Here is a 17,868-nt window from a genome sequence, read left to right as displayed (position 1 = left end):
CTCACACACCCAAAAACTCATGCAGCATGGCTGCCTTCTCGCTCAACTCGTCCTTGTTCACCGTGGCCACGATCTGGCCATGCTCCATCACGTAGTGGCGGTCGGCCAGCGGCGCGGCGAAGCGGAAGTTCTGCTCGACCAGGATGATGGTCAGGCCCTTGGCCTTGAGCGCGCGGATCACGCGGCCCAGCGTCTGCACGATGACCGGGGCCAGGCCCTCGGTGATCTCGTCGAGCAGCAGCACCTGGGCACCCGAACGCAGGATGCGCGCCATGGCCAGCATCTGCTGCTCGCCGCCCGACAGGCGCGTGCCGGGGCTGTGCCGGCGTTCCTTGAGGTTGGGGAACATCTCGTAGATCTCGTCCAGCGACATGCCGCCGTCGCCCACCTTGGGCGGCAGCAGCAGGTTTTCTTCGCAGGAGAGTGTGGAGAAGATGCCGCGCTCTTCGGGGCAGTAGCCCAGGCCCAGGCGGGCGATGCGGTTGGTGGGCAGGTGCACGGTCTCGCGGCCCATGACCTGGATGCCACCGGTGCGCTTGCCGGTCAGGCCCAGGATGGCCTTGAGCGTGGTGGTGCGGCCGGCGCCGTTGCGGCCCAGCAGGGTGACGAGCTCGCCCTCGCGCACCTCGAAGTTCACGCCGTGCAGGATGTGCGATTCGCCGTACCAGGCGTGCAGGTTCTCGATCTTCAACAGCACCTTGCTCATGCGGATTCCTCTTCGGAGGAGCCGACATAGGCTTCGAGCACGCGCGGGTCTTTGGAGACCGTTTCGTAGGGCCCTTCGGCCAGCACGGTACCGCGGGCCAGCACGGTGATGGTGTCGCTCAGGTTGGCGACCACGTTCATATTGTGTTCCACCATGAGCACGGTCCGGTTGGCCGCGACTTTGCGGATGAGCTCGACCACGCGGCCCACGTCCTCGTGGCCCATGCCCTGGGTAGGCTCGTCCAGCAGCATGAGCTCGGGGTCCAGCGCCAGGGTGGTGGCGATCTCCAGCGCGCGCTTGCGGCCGTAGGGCAGCTCCACCGTCTTCGTGCCGGCAAAGCTGCCGAGGTCGACCGACTCCAGCAGGGCCATGGCCTGGTCGTTCAGCGCGTAGAGCGTGGACTCGGGTTTCCAGAAATGGAAGCTGGTGCCCAGTTTGCGCTGCAGGGCCACGCGCACGTTCTCCAGCACGGTGAGGTGCGGGAACACCGCCGAGATCTGGAAGGAGCGCACCATGCCCGAGCGCGCCACTTCGGCGGCGGCGCGGTGCGTGATGTCTTCGCCCTTGTAGAGGATCTGGCCCGAGGTGGGGGGGAGGAACTTGGTCAGCAGGTTGAAGACGGTGGTCTTGCCTGCGCCGTTGGGGCCGATCAGCGCGTGGATGGAGCCACGCCTGACCTGGAGGTTCACGTGGTCCACTGCGACGAAGCCCTTGAACTCCCGGGTGAGTTCGCGCGTTTCGAGAATGATGTCTGCACTCATGCCATTGGGCCCGTGGCCCGGTCTCCATTTGTCGTTCGCATCGTGACCCGGAGGCCCCGATCGTAATTACACAGATGAATGGTAGTGCGGACGGGCGCAAGCGGGCATGAGTGTTTCCCCTCGCCCCGGCGCTCAGGCGCCGGTCACGCCGTTCTGTCCGGCGGGAACTTGGTAGAACCACTTACGGTGCTGTCTCAAGACGAGACAGCACCGCCGCGGATCAGACCAGCAGGGCGTTGACGCGCCTGACGTAGGCGGCCGGATCGTCGGGCAGGCCGCCTTCGGCCAGCAGGGCCTGGTCGAAGAGGATGTGCGCCAGGTCATTGAAGTGCACCGAGCCGTCGAGCTTTTTCACCAGCGCGTGTTCGGGGTTCACTTCCAGCACCGGCTTGCTGTCGGGCGCTTTCTGGCCAGCCTGTTTCAGCAGGCGGGCCAGCTGGTTGCTCATGTCGCCTTCTTTCACCACCAGGCAGGCCGGTGAATCGACCAGGCGGGTGGTGACGCGCACGTCCTCGGCCTTGTCCTTCAGCGCCTCTTTCAGTTTGGCCAGCACGGGCTTGAAGGCCTCGGCGGCTTCTTCGGCGGCCTTCTTCTCGGCTTCGTCCTGCAGGGTGCCCAGGTCGACCGCGCCCTTGGCCACGCTTTGCAGCGGCGTGCCGTCGAACTCGGGCAGATGGCTCAGGGCCCACTCGTCCACGCGCTCGCTCATGAGCAGCACCTCGATGCCCTTTTTCTTGAAGACTTCGAGCTGCGGGCTGTTCCTGGCGGCGGCCAGGGTGTCGGCGGTGATGTAGTAGATGGCCGCCTGGCCTTCTTTCATGCGCGCCTTGTAGTCGGCCAGGGACACATTGGCCGTGTCGCTCGTGGTGCTGGCGAAGCGCAGCAATTTGGCCAGGCGCTCGCGGTTGCCGAAGTCTTCGCCCAGGCCTTCTTTCAGCACGCGGCCGAACTCGGCGTAGAACTTCGTGTACTTGCCGGCGTCGGCCTTGTCTTCGTCACTCGCATCGGCGGCGGGCATGTCGTGCTGGGCCAGGTTCTCCAGCAGGCTCAGCACACGCTTGGTGTTGCCTTCGCGGATGGCGCGCACGTCGCGGCTTTCCTGCAGCAGTTCGCGGCTGACGTTGAGCGGCAGGTCGGCGCTGTCCACCACGCCTTTGACAAAACGCAGGTAATTGGGCAGCAGGGCCTCGGCCTCGTCCATGATGAAGACGCGCTTGACATAGAGCTTGAGGCCGCCCTTCTTGTCGCGGTTCCACAGGTCGAACGGGGCCTTGGCCGGCACGAAGAGCAGCTGGGTGTATTCGGTGCTGCCTTCCACGCGGTTGTGGCTCCAGGCCAGCGGGGCCTCGTAGTCGTGGCTGATGGCCTGGTAGAAGCTTTCGTACTCTTCCTGCGTGATGTCCTTCTTGGGGCGGCTCCACAGGGCGCTGGCCTTGTTGACGGTTTCCCATTCGTCGGTGCTGACCATCTCGCCAGGCTGGCCGTTCTCGCCTTCCTTCCACTCTTCCTTGCGCATCTGGATGGGCAGGGCGATGTGGTCGGAGTACTTGGCGATGATGCCCTTGACCTTCCAGGCCTGCAGGTAGTCGCCTGCGTCGTCGCGCAGGTGCAAGGTGACGCTGGTGCCGCGCTCAGGCTTGGTGATGGCCTCCACCTCGAAGTCGCCGGTGCCGCCGCTGATCCAGCGCACACCCTCTTCGGGTTTCAGGCCGGCACGGCGCGATTCCACGGTGATCTTGTCGGCCACGATGAAACCCGAATAGAAGCCCACGCCGAACTGGCCGATCAGCTGGCCCTGTTCCTTGGCGTCGGCCTGCTTCTCGGCGCCCAGGCGGCTCATGAAGTCCTTGGTGCCGCTCTTGGCGATGGTGCCCAGGTGGTCGATGGCCTCCTGCGCGCTCATGCCGATGCCGTTGTCCGTGATGGTCAGGGTCTTGGCGGCCGGGTCGAAGGCGATGCGCACACGCAGCTCGGGCGCGTCTTCGTACAGGGCGCTGTTGTTCAGCGCTTCGTAACGCAGCTTGTCGCAGGCGTCCGAGGCGTTGGAGACCAGTTCGCGGACGAAGATCTCCTTGTTGGAGTACAGCGAGTGGGTGACGAGGTGCAGCAGTTGCGCAACTTCGGCCTGGAAGGAATGGGTTTGTTTGCTCATGGGATCAGACAGCGGTACAAAAACAGGGGGAGCCGGGCGGGCCGGTAAAAACGGGAATTATGGGCGGGGGCCCGGGGTTTCAAGACCCTAGAACTTCTCGTGCGGCGCCAGATAGCGCCACTGACCCACCGGCAGCTGGCCCAGCATGACGCGGCCGATACGCACGCGCTTGAGGCCCACCACTTTCAGACCGACGAGTTCGCACATGCGGCGGATCTGGCGCTTCTTGCCTTCGGTCAGCACAAAGCGCAGCTGCTCGGGGTTCTCCCAGTCCACCTTGGCGGGTTTGAGGGCCTGGCCGTCCAGGCTCAGGCCATGGCGCAGCTTGGCCAGCATGGCGGCGGGGAAGACGGCCTGCACATTGGTGGAGATGGGGTCGTCGTCATCGATGCGGGTGAGCTGGGTGGGGGCGGCGTCTGCGGCCGGTGTGCCCAGGTAGACCACCCGCACAAGGTATTCCTTTTCCATCACCGAGTCTTCGCCGATGAGCTGGCGCGCCACGCGGCCGTCCTGCGTGAGCACCAGCAGGCCGGTGGAATCGATGTCCAGCCGGCCGGCTGGCGCCAGGCCGCGCAATTGCGCGCCGTTGAAGAAGAAACGGGCGTTGTCGTCGCGCCAGCGGTTTTGCGGCTGCACCAGCACCACGGCGGGTTCGTGCCCGTCCTCGGCCTGGCCGCTGACGTAACCGATGGGTTTGTTGAGCAGGATGGTGACCTGCGTGGCCTGCTGGTTCTGCGCCTGCTTGTCGACCTCGATGCGGTCGCTGGGCGTGACCTGCTGGCCCATCTCGGCGGTCTTGCCGTTGACCTTGACCCAGCCGTTCTCGACCCAGGCGTCGGCCTCGCGGCGCGAACACAGGCCGAGCTCGGCCATGCGCTTGTTGATGCGGCTGGTGGCGGCCGCACCGCCGGGCTTGGGCGCGGCGGCGCCTTCGGGGCGCGGCGCGCGGCGCAGGGTGGGGGCGGCGGGCTTTTCGGGGGTGTCCTTCATCAGGCCCCAATTGTAGAGGTGCCCCCTGGGCCGGCGCCTATTTGACGTGGGACAGGAAGTGGGCCAGATCGTCCAGGTGCTGGTTGTTCAGGCCGCCCAGGGCATTGGTCATGACCGTGTCGCGGCCGGGGCCGGGTTTGTCGCGGTACTCCTCCATGACGGCGCGCAGGAAGAGTTCGTGCTGGCCGGCCAGGCGCGGCATCTGCTCGCGCCCCTTGTAGTCGGGCAGGTGGCAGGTGCCGCAGAGCATGCTGCGCGCCAGCACCTTGCCGCGTTCAAAACGCTCGGCATCGACCGGGGTGGCCAACGGCACCGGCACCTGCTCCGAAAAGTATCTGGCCAGCACGATGAGGTCGGCGTCCGTGAGGCCGTCGAGTACGCCCTTCATGGGCGGGATGTCGCGCAAGCCTTCGCGGATCAGCACCAGCTGGTTCTCCATGAAGACTTTCGGCTGCCCGGCCAGCGAAGGGAACTGCGGGTTCTGTGAGTTGCCCTGCGGGCCGTGGCAGGCCGCGCAGAGTTCGAGCCGGGGCGGTTGCTGGGCTCGGACATCCGCCGCCAGCAGCAGGGCCAGGGCGGGGAGCAGGAGGTAGATCAGAGGCATGGCGTTCACCGTTAATCGATGCACATAAAAAAAGCAGGGCCGCAGCCCTGCTTGCCGGGTCAGGCCGGGCTTACTTCTTGGCGCTGTACGAGATGCGGTAGATCGCACCCAGTTGCTCGTCGGAGAGCAGCAGGGCGCCATCGGGCATTTGCAGGAAGTAGGTCGGACGGCCCCAGAAGGTGTTGGCGGCCGGGTCGGCAAAGCCGGTGATGAAGGGCGTCATCACCGGGTTGCGGCCCTGGGCATCGGCGTTCACCGTGACCACGTCGTAGCCCATCTTGGTGGTGCGGTTCCAGGAGCCCTTGCGTGCGATGAAGGCCACGTTCTTGTACTTGGCCGGGAACATCTTGCCGGTGTAGAAGTGCAGGCCCATGTTGGCGGCGTGCGGGCCCATGGTGCGCACCGGCAGGGTCACGCCCTTGCAGGCGTCGTCCTTCTTGACGTCGGGGTCGGCAATGCCGTTGGCATGGCAGGAGGGGAAGCCGAAGAACTGGCCCTTTTTGCCCAGACGGTTGAGTTCGTCTTCCGGGCCGTCGTCGCCCAGCCAGTCACGGCCGTGGTCGGTGAACCAGAGTTCCTTGGTGACGGGGTGGAAGTCGAAGCCCTGGGTGTTGCGCACGCCGGTGGCGATGACTTCCATGCCCGAGCCGTCCGCGTTGTAGCGGCGGATCTGGGCGTATTCCTGCGTGGGCAGGGCGCAGATGTTGCACGGTGCGCCGAAGGGTACGTAGAGCTTGCCGTCCGGGCCGAAGCGCAGGTATTTCCAGTTGTGGTGCTGTTGCGGCGGCAGCTTGAAGGCGGCGGTCATGTCGACCGGTGCCACGCCGGGGTTCTTCTCGATGCCGTCGTAGCGCAGGGCCTTGTCGATGGCCATCACGTAGAGATTGCCCTTGTGCATGACCACGGCCGGCTGGTTGAGCTTGTCCACCACCACGCGGCTCGTGCGCTCCTTGCCGTTGTCGCTGATCTCGTAGACGCGGCCCAGGCCGCGCGTGCCGGCGTAGATCTTGCCGCTGGCGCCGCGCGACATGGCGCGGATGCCGGGTGTGCCGGTGGACCAGACCTCGACCTTGAAGCCCGGCGGCAGCTTGAGCTTGTCCAGCGGGATTTCAGAGGCGGGTGTCACGGTGTTCTTGCCGGCTACCGGGGCCAGCCTGGAGTCGGCCATGCTGGCCGGGCGGCCCTGCTGCCAGGCGGGCGGGGGCGGGGGTGCTGGTGTCGCGGCGGCCATCGGGGCGGGTGCGGCAGCAGGCTGGGCGGCCGCGACTTGCGGTGCGGGCTGGGCAGGCGCGGCCTGGGGCTTGGGCGGCTCGGAGGTGGCGCAGCCGGTCAGCAGGCCGACGAGCACGGCGCCCGCCAGGGTGAGTTTTCTGGTCATGAAGGATGTCTCCGTAGAAGATGTTGTTTGTTGTAGAGGGACCGAAGCCGATGCTAGTACCGCCGGCGCCGGCTGGTTCTAGGGTTTCCACGTATGCATACGATTTCGCCGGCCGCACAGACATAAGACCCGGGTGATGAATCGGTGGCATGCGAGTGCTTCAAAAATTGACACTTGATTGGGGACTTACCCTCGATACGGTCATGGGTAGCCGATGGCAACTTGCAATTTGCCCTGAGGGTTTGCTTAATGGCTGTTCCAAATTCTTTTTGGAAACAAAAAACCGAACAACCAAGGAGCAGGAATGAAGATGCAGAAACTTTTCGCCGCCTTGCTGATGGCGGGTCTCGCCAGCGGGGCCAGTGCCCAGGCGGGCAAGGACAACCTGTCCACGCTCAAGCAGATGAAGGTTGCCACCACCGATCTGAACATTCCGCTGGTGCCCCAGGAAGGGCGCAATGCGGACGCGATACGCGCCAACCTCAAGAGCGTCAAGCTGCCGCCGGGTTTCAAGATCGAGCTGTTTGCCGTGGTGCCCGACGCGCGCCACATGGCGGTGGCGCCCTCGACCAACATGCTCTTCGTGGGCACGCGCAAGACCAAGGTCTGGGCGGTGACCGACCGCAATGGCGATGGCACGGCCGACGAGGTCAAGGCCTTTGCGCCCTCGCTCAACTTCAAGGTGCCCAACGGCGTGTGCTGGACCAAGGACGGTTTCCTGATCGTCGCGGAGCACAACCGCGTGCTCAACTTCCCGGCCGCCGAGTTCTTCTATGAAGGCCCGGACGTGGCGGTGATCGAGGTGGTGCCGCAGGGCAAGCTGGTGCCGGAAGAAGAGGAGTCCTACAACCACGGGGCACGCACCTGCCGCGTCAGTGACGACGGCAAGCTCTACGTCACCCTGGGCCAGCCCTACAACGTGCAGCCCAAGGAGAAGGTGGCGCTGTACGAGAAGCTGGGCATCGGCGGCATGATCCGGATGGACCCCTTCGACGGCTCCAAGCGCGAGGTGGTCGCCGTGGGCGTGCGCAACTCGGTGGGCATGGACATCAACCCGAAGGACAAGACGGTCTGGTTCACCGACAACCAGACCGACGGCATGGGTGACGAGATCCCGCCGGGTGAGCTCAACCGCATCACCAAGGCGGGTGGCGAGCACTTCGGCTACCCCTTCATCCACGGCAACAACACCCAGATCGCCGGTACGGGCGCGGCGCCCGACCTCAAGGGCATGAAGGCACCGGCGAGCTGGACCAAGCCGCAGGTCGAGTTCCCTGCCCACCAGGCCCAGCTGGGCATGACCTTCTACAACGGCGGCATGTTCCCGGCCAAGTACCGCGGCGGCATCTTCGTGGCTTCGCACGGTTCCTGGAACCGCACCAAGGCCACCGGCGCGCTGATCAACTTCGTGCCCGTGAAGGCTGACGGCACGGCAGGCGCCTCGGAGGTCTTCGCCGAAGGCTGGCTGGATGCCAATGGCATCTACAAGGGCCGGCCGGTGGACGTGGCCGTGATGAAGGACGGCTCGCTGCTGATCTCGGATGACTATGTCGGCGCGATCTACCGCGTGACCCACAGCCACTGAGTGTGGCCCATGATGTCGCGCGCGTCGAGCGCGCGGCATCGCTGAGACCCGGCGGAGATCGTGACGATCTCCGTCGTTTTTTTGAGTGAGGAATTTTCGAATGAACAAGTGTGTTCTGGGAGGAGTGTTGCTGGCCCTGGCGGCAGCAGCGCAGGCCGATGTGGCCGCAGGCAAGGCCAAGGCGGCCGCCGCGTGTGCCATGTGCCATGGCCCGCTGGGCCTGTCCATGCAGCCAGGCGTGCCGCATCTGGCCGGGCAGCAGGAGGTCTACCTGGCTGAGCAGCTCAAGCATTTCCGCAATGGCAAACGGGCCAACGAGGTGATGACGGTCATCGCCAAGCCCTTGAGCAACGCCGACATCGACAACCTGGCGGCGTGGTACGCGTCGCTGCAGATCCGGGTGGAAGAGAAATGAGATTGCACCAACAACAAGACAGCCGGGTGAACCGCTTCCCCGGCGTGCGCACCACGCTGGCGCTGCTGGTGGCCGGCCTGGGCGCCGTGCCAGCCTGGGCCCAGACACTGGACGACGTGGTGATCTCGGCCTCGCGCGCGCAGCAGCGCAGCTTCGACGCGCCGGCGGCCATCGAGTCGGTCGACCGCGAGACCCTCCAGAGTGCCGGCCCGCAGGTCAACCTGTCGGAGTCGCTCAACCGCGTGCCGGGCCTGACCATCCTGAACCGGCAGAATTATGCGCAGGACCTGCAGGTCTCCATCCGTGGCTTCGGTGCGCGTTCGGCTTTCGGCATCCGCGGCATCCGCCTGCTGATCGACGGCATCCCGGCCACCACACCCGACGGGCAGGGCCAGGGCTCCTCGGTGAGCCTGACCTCGGCCGAGCGTATCGAGGTGCTGCGCGGCCCGCTGGCGCTGATGTACGGCAACTCCGCCGGCGGCGTGATCCAGGCCTTCACGCGCGAAGCGCCCGAGGTGCCGGAGTTCGGCGCGCAGTTCTACACGGGCTCCTACGACATGCGCCGTACCGACTGGCAGGTGGCCGGCCGCGTGGGCGGCGTGGGCCTGGTGGCTGACTACAGCACCTTCGACACCAACGGCTTTCGCGACCACAGCACGACCGAGCGCAAGCAGTTCAACAGCAAGGTGAGCTTCGGGCCGGACGCGCACACCCGCGTGAACCTGGTGTTCAACCACTTCGACATGCCGCTGGCCCAGGACCCGGTGGGCCTGACGGCGGCGCAGCTGGCGAAGGACGCCACGCAGGCCGGCACCAGCGCCCAAAGCGCCCGCCTGCGCAAGATCACCAGCCAGAGCCAGGCCGGCACTTCCGTGACGCATGCGCTGGACGCCAGCCGCTCGGTGACGGCGCGCCTGTACTACGGCAAGCGTGACAACCTGCAGTACCTGCCCACCAACTGGGTGGGCCTGAACCGCGACTACTACGGCGCCGGCTTGCAGTACAACGCCCAGGCGCGCTGGGGCAGCCGCCCGGTGAACTGGGTGGCCGGCTACGAGTACGACTATTCCAAGGAACGCCGCCAGTCCGGCGGCGTGAGTGGCGGCGAGAAAACAGGCGCGCCGACGCGCAACGAGGACAACAGCGCGCAGAACAGCGATGCCTTTGCCCAGGCCACGGTGCTGGCGGCCGATCGCCTGTCCGCCACGGCCGGCCTGCGCGCGAGTTCGGTGCGCATCGCCAGCGAGGACTACTTCCTGGGCAATGGCAACGGCTCGGGCGACGTGAGCTACAGCGCGGCCAACCCGGTGCTGGGCCTGACCTGGCACACGCTGGACACGCTCAACCTCTACGCCAACTACGGGCGCGGTTTCGAGACGCCCACGCTGGTGGAGGTGGCCTACACCGGCACCGGCGCGCCGAACTTCAACCCCAACATCAACGCCGCGCGCAGCCAGCACTACGAGCTGGGTGCGAAGTGGGCGCCCGAGGCGCGCTCGCGCGTGGACTTCACGGTCTACCGGATCACCACCACGGACGAGATCGTGGTGGCGGTGAGCAGCGGCGGCAGCACGGCCTACAAGAATGCGCCGGGCACGACGCGCACGGGCTGGGAACTGGCCGGGCGCACCCTGCTGAGCCCGAACTGGCGGGGCACGCTGTCGGCGTCGGCGATCGAGGCGCAGTTCTCGGAGACCTTCGTCACCAACGGGGTGGCCGTGAATTCCGGCAACCGCCTGCCGGGCATCCCGCAGCATTTCCTGTTCACCGAGCTGCTGTGGTCGGCGCAGGCCCTGGACAACGCGGGCCGCAAGCCGGGGCTGGGCACGCAGGCCGGCGCGGAGGTGGTGAGCGCCGGCAAGCTCTACGCCAACGACAGCAACACCGCTTCGGCCGAGGGTTACACCACGCTCAACCTCAAGGCCAGCCAGGGCTGGCCGGTGGCCGGCAAGGGCAGCCTGACGGCCTATGGGCGGCTGGACAACGTGACGGACCAGCGCTACGTGGGCTCGGTCATCGTCAACCAGGCGGCCAGCCAGTTCTACGAGCCGGCCCCCGGGTTCAACTGGACCCTCGGTGTGCGCCTAAGCGTGCCGCTGTGAGCGCAGGCCTTCCAGGTCGAGCACGCGCAGGCCGCCGTACTCGATCCGGATCTGGCCGCGCTCCTGCAGATTGGCCAGCGCCTCGTTGACGCGCTGGCGTGACAGGCCCACCAGATAGGCCAGTTCCTGCTGCGTGATGCGCAGCACCTCGCCCACGCCGGGGTAGAGCACCGGGTTGAACAGCGCGGCCAGGCTGCGCGCCACGCGCAGGTCGGGGCTGTTCATCCGGTCGATCTCGCGCGCCGCGATGAACTGGCCCAGGCGTTCGTTGAGCTGGTTCATGACGAAACGGTTGAAACCGATGGAATGGTCCAGCAGGCGGTGGAAGCTGTCCACGGGCAGGCCGGCCACCAGGCTCTTGCGCAGGGTCTGCACGTTGTAGCGGTAGCTCTCGCGCTTGAGCACCGTGCCTTCGCCGAACCAGCCGCCCGGCGGCAGGCCGGCAAAGGTCATGGCCTGGCCCTCGGCGTTTTCTCCGCTCATCTTGAGCAGGCCGTCGACCACGCCGAACCAGTAGGTCACCGGGCGACCGATGCGGCAGACCAGATCACCGGGTTGTGCCTCGCTGATCTGCAGCTCGGCCACGGCGATGGCGTACTCCTCGGGGCTGAGCTGCCTCAGCCAGGGGATGCCTGCCAGTTCGGCCGCGGTGGGCGCGCGTCGGCGCTGGTGCAGGCTAGGTTCGGTTGTCATGGACAAGGACAGAGAGAGACAGGGCGGGAAAGTACCAGCTAGGGATTCCCCTGAATTGTCGTCGCAATGACAACATGACGTCAAATCGCTCCCTACCATGGCTGCAAGCGGGGTCCAGAGTGACCTCAGGCGAGTAGACAAGGAAACGGGATGCAGACGACTTTTCCCAGACTTCTGATGCAGCATGCGGCGCAGCGGCCCCAGGCCCCTGCCATGCGCGAGAAGGAATACGGCATCTGGCAGACCTGGAGCTGGGCGCGCGCCGCCGAGGACGTGCGCCTCATGAGCTGCGGCCTGGCCGCGCTGGGGTTCCAGCCCGGGCAGAACCTGGCCATCGTGGGTGACAACCGGCCGCACCTGTACCAGGCCTTCATTGCGGCGCAAAGCCTGCGCGGGGTGCCCGTGCCCATGTACCAGGACGCCATCGCCAGCGAGATGGCCTTTGTGCTGGAAGACGCGGAAATCCATTTCGCCTTCGCCGAAAACCAGGAGCAGGTCGACAAGCTGCTGGAGTTGCGCGAGACCCTCAAGGACGCGGCTGGTGGCCTGCTGCAGCACATCGTTTTCGATGACCCGCGCGGCCTGCGCAACTACCAGCACGAGGGGCTGATCAGCATCGAGCGCCTGTTCGAGCTGGGGCGCCAGTACGAACGGCAGCACCCGGACTTCTACCGGAACTCGGTCGAATCGGGCCAGCCCTCCGACGTGTCGGTCATCCTCTACACCTCGGGCACGACGGGCCGGCCCAAGGGTGTGTGCCAGACGCACCAGAGCTTCATCGAGGCGGCCCGGGGCGGCGTGCTGGTGGATGGCCTGGTGCCCGAGGACAACATCATTTCCTACCTGCCGCCGGCCTGGGTGGGTGACCACCTCTTCTCCATTGCCCAGTGGCTGGTGGCGGGGTTCACCACCAACTGCCCCGAGTCGGCCGAGACGGTGAGCATCGATCTGCGCGAGATCGGGCCGAGTTATTACTTTGCACCGCCGCGGGTGTTCGAGAGCATGCTGACCTCCGTCTCCATCCGCATGGAGGACGCGGCCGCGCCGAAGCGCTGGCTCTACAAAAAGTTCATGGACGTGGCGCGGCGCTGCGGCGCCGAGATCCTGGACGGGCACAAGGTGTCGTCCACGGACCGCCTGCTCTACGCGCTGGGCAATGCGCTGGTCTACGGCCCGCTGCGCAATGTGCTGGGCCTGAGCCGCATCCGCGTGGCCTACACGGCGGGCGCGGCCATCGGGCCGGACCTGTTCCGTTTCTACCGCTCCATCGGTATCAACCTCAAGCAGCTCTACGGCCAGACCGAGACCTGCGCCTATGTCTGCATCCAGAAGAACGGCCGCGTCAAGCTCAACAGCGTGGGCGAGGCGGCGCCGGGCATCGAGATCAAGATTGCCGACAGCGGCGAGGTGCTGGTGCGCGGTGTCTCGGTGCTCAAGGAGTACTACAAGCGGCCCGACGCCACCGCCGAGGTGATGGATGCCGAGGGTTATTTCCACACCGGTGACGCCGGTGTGATCGACCCCGACGGCCATCTGATCATCATCGACCGGGCCAAGGACGTGGGCAAGATGGCCAGCGGCGCCATCTTTGCGCCCAACTACATCGAGAACAAGCTCAAGTTCTTCCCGCAGATCAAGGAGGCCGTGTGCTTCGGCCACGGCCGCGGTCAGGTCTGTGCCTTCATCAACATCGACTTCGAGGCGGTGGGCAACTGGGCCGAACGCCAGGGCCTGCCCTACAGCGGCTACGTGGACCTGGCCAGCAAGCCGACGGTGCTGGACATGCTGGCCGACTGCGTGCAGCAGGTCAACGTCGACCTGGCGGCCGAGGCCGGCATGGCCGACACGCAGATCGCACGTTTCCTGGTGCTGCACAAGGAGCTGGACCCCGACGACGACGAGCTGACCCGCACGCGCAAGGTGCGCCGGGGTTTCATCGGCGACAAATACGCGGTGCTGATCGAGGCGCTGTACGCCGGGCGCAGCGAGCAGTTCATCGAAACGCAGGTGAAGTTCGAGGACGGCCGCAGCGGCACCGTCTCGGCCACGCTGCCCATCCGTGACGCCAAGCGCTACCCGGGCGCGGCCAAGGTCGCCTGAGAAGAGTGAAGACCAAATGACGCAAAGAAAACTGGGCGACGTGATCCTGGATGTGAAAAACATCTCGCTGGCCTTCGGCGGCGTGAAGGCGCTGACCGACATTTCCTTCGACGTGCGCGAGCACGAGATCCGCGCCATCATCGGCCCCAACGGCGCGGGCAAGAGCTCCATGCTCAACTGCATCAACGGGGTGTACACGCCGCAGCACGGCACCATCACCTTCCGCGGCCAGACCTTCGACCACATGAACAGCCGCCAGGTGGCCGAGATGGGCGTGGCGCGCACCTTCCAGAACCTGGCCCTGTTCAAGGGCATGAGCGTGCTGGACAACATCATGACCGGGCGCAACCTCAAGATCCGCAGCAACATCCTGCTGCAGGCCCTGCGCATCGGCCCGGCCCAGCGCGAGGAGATCCGCCACCGCGAGTTCGTCGAGCACATCATCGACTTCCTGGAGATCCAGGCGCACCGCAAGACGCCGGTGGGCCAGCTGCCCTACGGCCTGCAAAAGCGCGTGGACCTGGGCCGCGCCCTGGCCATGGAGCCGCAGGTGCTGCTGCTGGACGAGCCCATGGCCGGCATGAACGTGGAAGAGAAGCAGGACATGTGCCGTTTCGTGCTCGACATCAACGACGAGTTCGGCACGACCGTGGTGCTGATCGAGCACGACATGGGCGTGGTGATGGACATCAGCGACCGCGTGGTGGTGCTGGACTACGGCAAGAAGATCGGCGACGGCACCCCCGACGCCGTGCGCAACAACGAGGAAGTGATCCGGGCCTACCTGGGCACGGGGCACTGACATGACCCCCACGCTCTTCATTTCATGTAATTCGCTGCCCCCCGAGGGGGCTTCAGCCGCCTTGGGGCGGCCCTGCGGCGGCTGAGGAACACACCATGGCATTTTTCCTGGAAACTTTGTTGAACGGCCTGATGGCCGGCATGCTGTATTCGCTGGTGGCGCTGGGCTTCGTGCTGATCTTCAAGGCCTCGGGCGTGTTCAACTTCGCGCAGGGCGCCATGGTGCTGTTCGCGGCCCTGGCCATGGCGCGTTTTGCCGAATGGATCCCGCAGTGGACCGGCATTGAAAGCCGCTGGCTGGCCAACACGGTGGCCTTCGTGCTGGCCGGCGCCGTCATGTTCGTGGTGGCCTGGCTGGTGGAGCGCCTGGTGCTGCGCCACCTGGTCAACCAGGAAGCCGCCACGCTGCTGATGGCGACACTGGGCATCACCTATTTCATGGAAGGCCTGGGCCAGACCCTGTTCGGCAGCGACATCTACAAGATCGACATCGGCATGCCCAAGGAGCCGATCTTCGCGTTCGAATCGGTGTTCCCCGGCGGCATCCTGATCAACCAGGAAGACCTGATCGCCGCGGCGATTGCCGCGGTGCTGGTGGCCGGCCTGTCGGTGTTTTTCCAGAAGACGGCCACCGGGCGCGCGCTGCGTGCCGTGGCCGACGACCACCAGGCCGCGCAGTCCATCGGCATTCCGCTCAACCGCATCTGGGTCATCGTCTGGTGCGTGGCCGGTGTGGTGGCCCTGGTGGCCGGGATGATCTGGGGCTCCAAACTGGGCGTGCAGTTCTCGCTGGCGACCGTCGCCCTGCGCGCGCTGCCCGTGATCATCCTGGGCGGCCTGACCTCGGTGCCCGGCGCCATCATCGGCGGCCTGATCATCGGCGTGGGCGAGAAGCTGTCCGAGGTGTATCTCGGCCCCTTTGTCGGCGGCGGCATCGAGATCTGGTTTGCCTACATGCTGGCGCTGGTGTTCCTGCTGTTCCGGCCGCAGGGGCTGTTCGGGGAGAAGATCATCGATCGCGTGTAACGCGACCGATGCCCTCCGGAAATTCAACAGCAGCGAGTCGTCCTTAAAAGATCACCGACCGGTAGCGAATATGTTCTATAGAGAAAACGGCCAGTTCAAGACCACCTACGCGGCGGACCAGCAGATCTTTGCGATCGCGCAGGACCGCTGGGCCATCCTGGCGCTGATTGCCTTTGCCTTCATCGGCGTGCCCATGCTGGCCGATGAATACCTGTTCCGCGCCATCTTCATCCCCTTCCTCATCCTGGCGCTGGCCGCGGTGGGCGTGAACATCCTGGTCGGCTACTGCGGCCAGATCTCGCTGGGTTCGGGTGCTTTCATGGCGGTGGGAGCCTATGCGGCCTACAACACCTGGGTGCGCATCGAGGGCATGCCGCTGCTCGTGGCGCTGCTGTCGGGCGGTTTCTTCGCCACGCTGGTGGGCATCTTCTTCGGCATCCCCAGCCTGCGGGTCAAGGGCCTGTACCTGGCGGTGGCCACGCTGGCCGCGCAGTTCTTCTGCGACTGGGCTTTCCTGCGCATCAGCTGGTTCACCCACGGCAACCCTTCGGGCTCGGTCTCGGTGTCCAACCTGCAGGTCTTCGGCCTGCCAGTGGAGTCGCCGCTGCAGAAGTACCTGTTCTGTCTGGCGTTGCTGGTGCTGTTCGCGCTGCTGGCCAAGAACCTGGTGCGCAGCGCCATCGGCCGCGAGTGGATGGCCATCCGCGACATGGACGTGGCCGCGGCCGTGATCGGCATCCGCCCCATGTACGCCAAGCTCAGCGCCTTTGCCGTGAGCTCCTTCATCATCGGCGTGGCCGGCGCGCTCTGGGGCTTTGTGCACCTGGGCGCCTGGGAGCCGGCGGCCTTCTCGGTGGACCGTTCCTTCCAGCTGCTGTTCATGGTCATCATCGGCGGCCTGGGCTCCATCATGGGCAGCTTCTTCGGCGCGGCTTTCATCGTGGTGCTGCCCATCGTGCTCAACCAGCTGCTGCCGGCGCTGGGCAGTCTGGTCGGCGTGGAGATTTCCACGGCGGCCATCTCGCATACCGAATTCATGGTCTTCGGCGCCCTGATCGTCTGGTTCCTGATCGTCGAGCCGCACGGCCTGGCCAAGCTCTGGAGCATAGGCAAGCAGAAGCTGCGCCTGTGGCCCTTCCCGCACTGACGCCGTTTTTCTGATTTTCCCCCCGCGTGCTTCAACCATTCCATCTACCTACAGGAGACAAACCATGAAGCTTCGTCAACTCGCCCTCGCCGCCTCGCTGACGGCCGCCGCCGTCACCGGTGCGCTTTGTTCCACGGCCGCGTTCGCGCAGGCCAAGGAACAGTTTTTCCCGGTGCTGGTCTACCGCACCGGCGCCTACGCGCCCAACGGCGTGCCCTTTGCCAACGGCTACGTCGACTACCTCAAGCTGGTCAACGCGCGCGGCGGCATCAACGGCGTGAAGGTCTCCTTCGAGGAATGCGAGACCGGCTACGCCACCGACCGCGGCGTCGAGTGCTACGAGCGCCTGAAGGGCAAGAACGGCGGCGCCACCGTGTTCCAGCCCCTGTCCACCGGCATCACCTTCGCGCTGACCGAGAAGGCCCCGGGCGACAAGATCCCGCTGATCACCGCCGGCTACGGCCGCAGCGAGTCGGCCGACGGCATGGTCTTCAAGTGGAACTTCCCGCTGTCGGGCACGTACTGGGTGGCGGCTGACACGCTGATCCAGCACATCGCCAAGAAGGAAGGCGGCTACGACAAGCTCAAGGGCAAGAAGATCGCGCTGGTCTACCACGACAGCCCCTTCGGCAAGGAGCCCATCCCGCTGCTGCAGGAGCGCGCCGCCATGCACGGCTTCCAGCTCAGCCTCCTGCCCGTGACCCACCCGGGCGTGGAGCAGAAGGCCACCTGGCTGCAGATCCGCCAGAACCGTCCCGACTACGTGCTCAACTGGGGCTGGGGCGTGATGAACTCCACCGCGCTCAAGGAGGCCCAGGCCACCGGCTACCCGCGCGAGAAGATGTACGGCGTGTGGTGGGCCGGTGCCGAGCCCGACGTCAAGGACGTGGGCCAGGGCGCCAAGGGCTACAACGCCATCATGATGCAGCACGGCGCCGAGCCGAATGCCGCCGTGGCCAAGGAAGTGCTGGAGAAGGTGCACGCCAAGGGCCAGGGCACCGGGCCGAAGGAAGAAGTGGGCCAGGTGCTGTACATGCGCGGCCTGCAGGCAGCGATGTTTGCCGTCGAAGGTGTGCGCGCCGCGCAGGAACGTTACGGCAAGGGCAAGATTGTGACCGGCGAGCAGGCACGCTGGGGTTACGAGAACCTGAACCTGACGCAGGCCAAGCTTGACGCGCTGGGCTTCAAGGGTGTGATGCGCCCCATCTCCACCAGCTGCCAGGACCATATGGGCGCTTCCTGGGCCCGCGTGCACACCTGGGATGGCAGCAAGTTCGTCTGGAGTTCCGACTGGTACCAGGCTGACGAGCAGATCCTCAAGCCCATGGTGAAGAACGCAGCCGACAAGTACGCGGCCGAGAAGAAGCTGACGCGCCGCACCGGCGCTGACTGCCAGTCTTGATCGGCT

The 17,868-nt window shown here is 65.9% G+C and carries 15 protein-coding genes; 8 read left to right on the top strand and 7 right to left on the bottom strand.

All coding sequences use genetic code 11. The features are described 5' to 3' along the window. Position 1: 1 nt before the first annotated feature. The 6 genes from AO057_RS01560 to AO057_RS01535 form a co-directional block, all read right to left on the bottom strand. The gene (locus tag AO057_RS01560; RefSeq protein WP_057673972.1) at positions 2 to 706 is read right to left on the bottom strand and encodes an ABC transporter ATP-binding protein; all 705 of its coding nucleotides are present in this window, start codon (positions 704 to 706) and stop codon (positions 2 to 4) included. Further along, the gene (locus AO057_RS01555) at positions 703 to 1,467 is read right to left on the bottom strand and encodes an ABC transporter ATP-binding protein (protein WP_057673971.1); all 765 of its coding nucleotides are present in this window, start codon (positions 1,465 to 1,467) and stop codon (positions 703 to 705) included. The genes AO057_RS01560 and AO057_RS01555 overlap by 4 nt, the downstream gene beginning before the upstream one ends. Positions 1,468 to 1,687: 220 nt before the next feature. Continuing rightward, a complete protein-coding gene (gene htpG / locus AO057_RS01550) occupies positions 1,688 to 3,619 on the bottom strand; it encodes a molecular chaperone HtpG (protein ID WP_057673970.1) in 1,932 nt (643 codons plus the stop codon). Positions 3,620 to 3,706: 87 nt separating this feature from the next. Continuing rightward, entirely contained in the window at positions 3,707 to 4,609 is a 903-nt protein-coding gene (locus tag AO057_RS01545; protein ID WP_082605369.1) for a pseudouridine synthase, read from the bottom strand. 37 nt (positions 4,610 to 4,646) lie between these two features. Next, a complete protein-coding gene (locus AO057_RS01540; RefSeq protein WP_156404446.1) occupies positions 4,647 to 5,213 on the bottom strand; it encodes a c-type cytochrome in 567 nt (188 codons plus the stop codon). 70 nt (positions 5,214 to 5,283) lie between these two features. Continuing rightward, a complete protein-coding gene (locus AO057_RS01535; RefSeq protein ID WP_057673969.1) occupies positions 5,284 to 6,591 on the bottom strand; it encodes a PQQ-dependent sugar dehydrogenase in 1,308 nt (435 codons plus the stop codon). 310 nt (positions 6,592 to 6,901) lie between these two features. On the opposite strand from AO057_RS01535, the gene AO057_RS01530 reads away from it, so the two are divergent. From AO057_RS01530 to AO057_RS01520, 3 genes are all read left to right on the top strand, one after another. Then, positions 6,902 to 8,176: a PQQ-dependent sugar dehydrogenase gene (locus AO057_RS01530; RefSeq protein WP_156404614.1), complete on the top strand. Its 1,275-nt coding sequence runs from the start codon at positions 6,902 to 6,904 to the stop codon at positions 8,174 to 8,176. Between the two features lie 100 nt (positions 8,177 to 8,276). Beyond that, complete coding sequence (locus tag AO057_RS01525) at positions 8,277 to 8,591, top strand: c-type cytochrome (protein ID WP_057673967.1); 315 nt, start codon at positions 8,277 to 8,279, stop codon at positions 8,589 to 8,591. Beyond that, positions 8,588 to 10,693: a TonB-dependent receptor family protein gene (locus AO057_RS01520; RefSeq protein ID WP_082605368.1), complete on the top strand. Its 2,106-nt coding sequence runs from the start codon at positions 8,588 to 8,590 to the stop codon at positions 10,691 to 10,693. Before AO057_RS01525 ends, AO057_RS01520 begins: the two co-directional genes overlap by 4 nt. On the opposite strand, the gene AO057_RS01515 is transcribed toward AO057_RS01520, so the two are convergent. Then, positions 10,676 to 11,386, bottom strand: a complete 711-nt coding sequence (locus AO057_RS01515) for a Crp/Fnr family transcriptional regulator (RefSeq protein ID WP_057673965.1) — start codon at positions 11,384 to 11,386, stop codon at positions 10,676 to 10,678. The genes AO057_RS01520 and AO057_RS01515 overlap by 18 nt on opposite strands. Before the next feature lie 150 nt (positions 11,387 to 11,536). On the opposite strand from AO057_RS01515, the gene AO057_RS01510 reads away from it, so the two are divergent. The 5 genes from AO057_RS01510 (at position 11,537) to AO057_RS01490 (ending at position 17,862) form a co-directional block, all read left to right on the top strand. Beyond that, positions 11,537 to 13,486 carry an AMP-dependent synthetase/ligase gene (locus tag AO057_RS01510; protein WP_057673964.1) on the top strand — a complete coding sequence of 650 codons (1,950 nt, stop codon included), beginning with the start codon at positions 11,537 to 11,539 and terminating at the stop codon, positions 13,484 to 13,486. Positions 13,487 to 13,502: 16 nt separating this feature from the next. After that, positions 13,503 to 14,288: an ABC transporter ATP-binding protein gene (locus tag AO057_RS01505; protein ID WP_057673963.1), complete on the top strand. Its 786-nt coding sequence runs from the start codon at positions 13,503 to 13,505 to the stop codon at positions 14,286 to 14,288. Positions 14,289 to 14,383: 95 nt separating this feature from the next. Then, positions 14,384 to 15,313 carry a branched-chain amino acid ABC transporter permease gene (locus AO057_RS01500; protein ID WP_057673962.1) on the top strand — a complete coding sequence of 310 codons (930 nt, stop codon included), beginning with the start codon at positions 14,384 to 14,386 and terminating at the stop codon, positions 15,311 to 15,313. Positions 15,314 to 15,383: 70 nt separating this feature from the next. Next, complete coding sequence (locus AO057_RS01495) at positions 15,384 to 16,460, top strand: branched-chain amino acid ABC transporter permease (protein ID WP_057673961.1); 1,077 nt, start codon at positions 15,384 to 15,386, stop codon at positions 16,458 to 16,460. A 64-nt stretch (positions 16,461 to 16,524) separates the two neighbouring features. Continuing rightward, the gene (locus AO057_RS01490) at positions 16,525 to 17,862 is read left to right on the top strand and encodes an ABC transporter substrate-binding protein (RefSeq protein ID WP_057673960.1); all 1,338 of its coding nucleotides are present in this window, start codon (positions 16,525 to 16,527) and stop codon (positions 17,860 to 17,862) included. Positions 17,863 to 17,868: the final 6 nt, after the last annotated feature.

Source organism: Curvibacter sp. PAE-UM, from assembly GCF_001432305.1.
In the GTDB taxonomy this organism is placed as follows: domain Bacteria; phylum Pseudomonadota; class Gammaproteobacteria; order Burkholderiales; family Burkholderiaceae_C; genus Hylemonella.
This window is presented reverse-complemented; position numbering and strand designations above follow the sequence as displayed.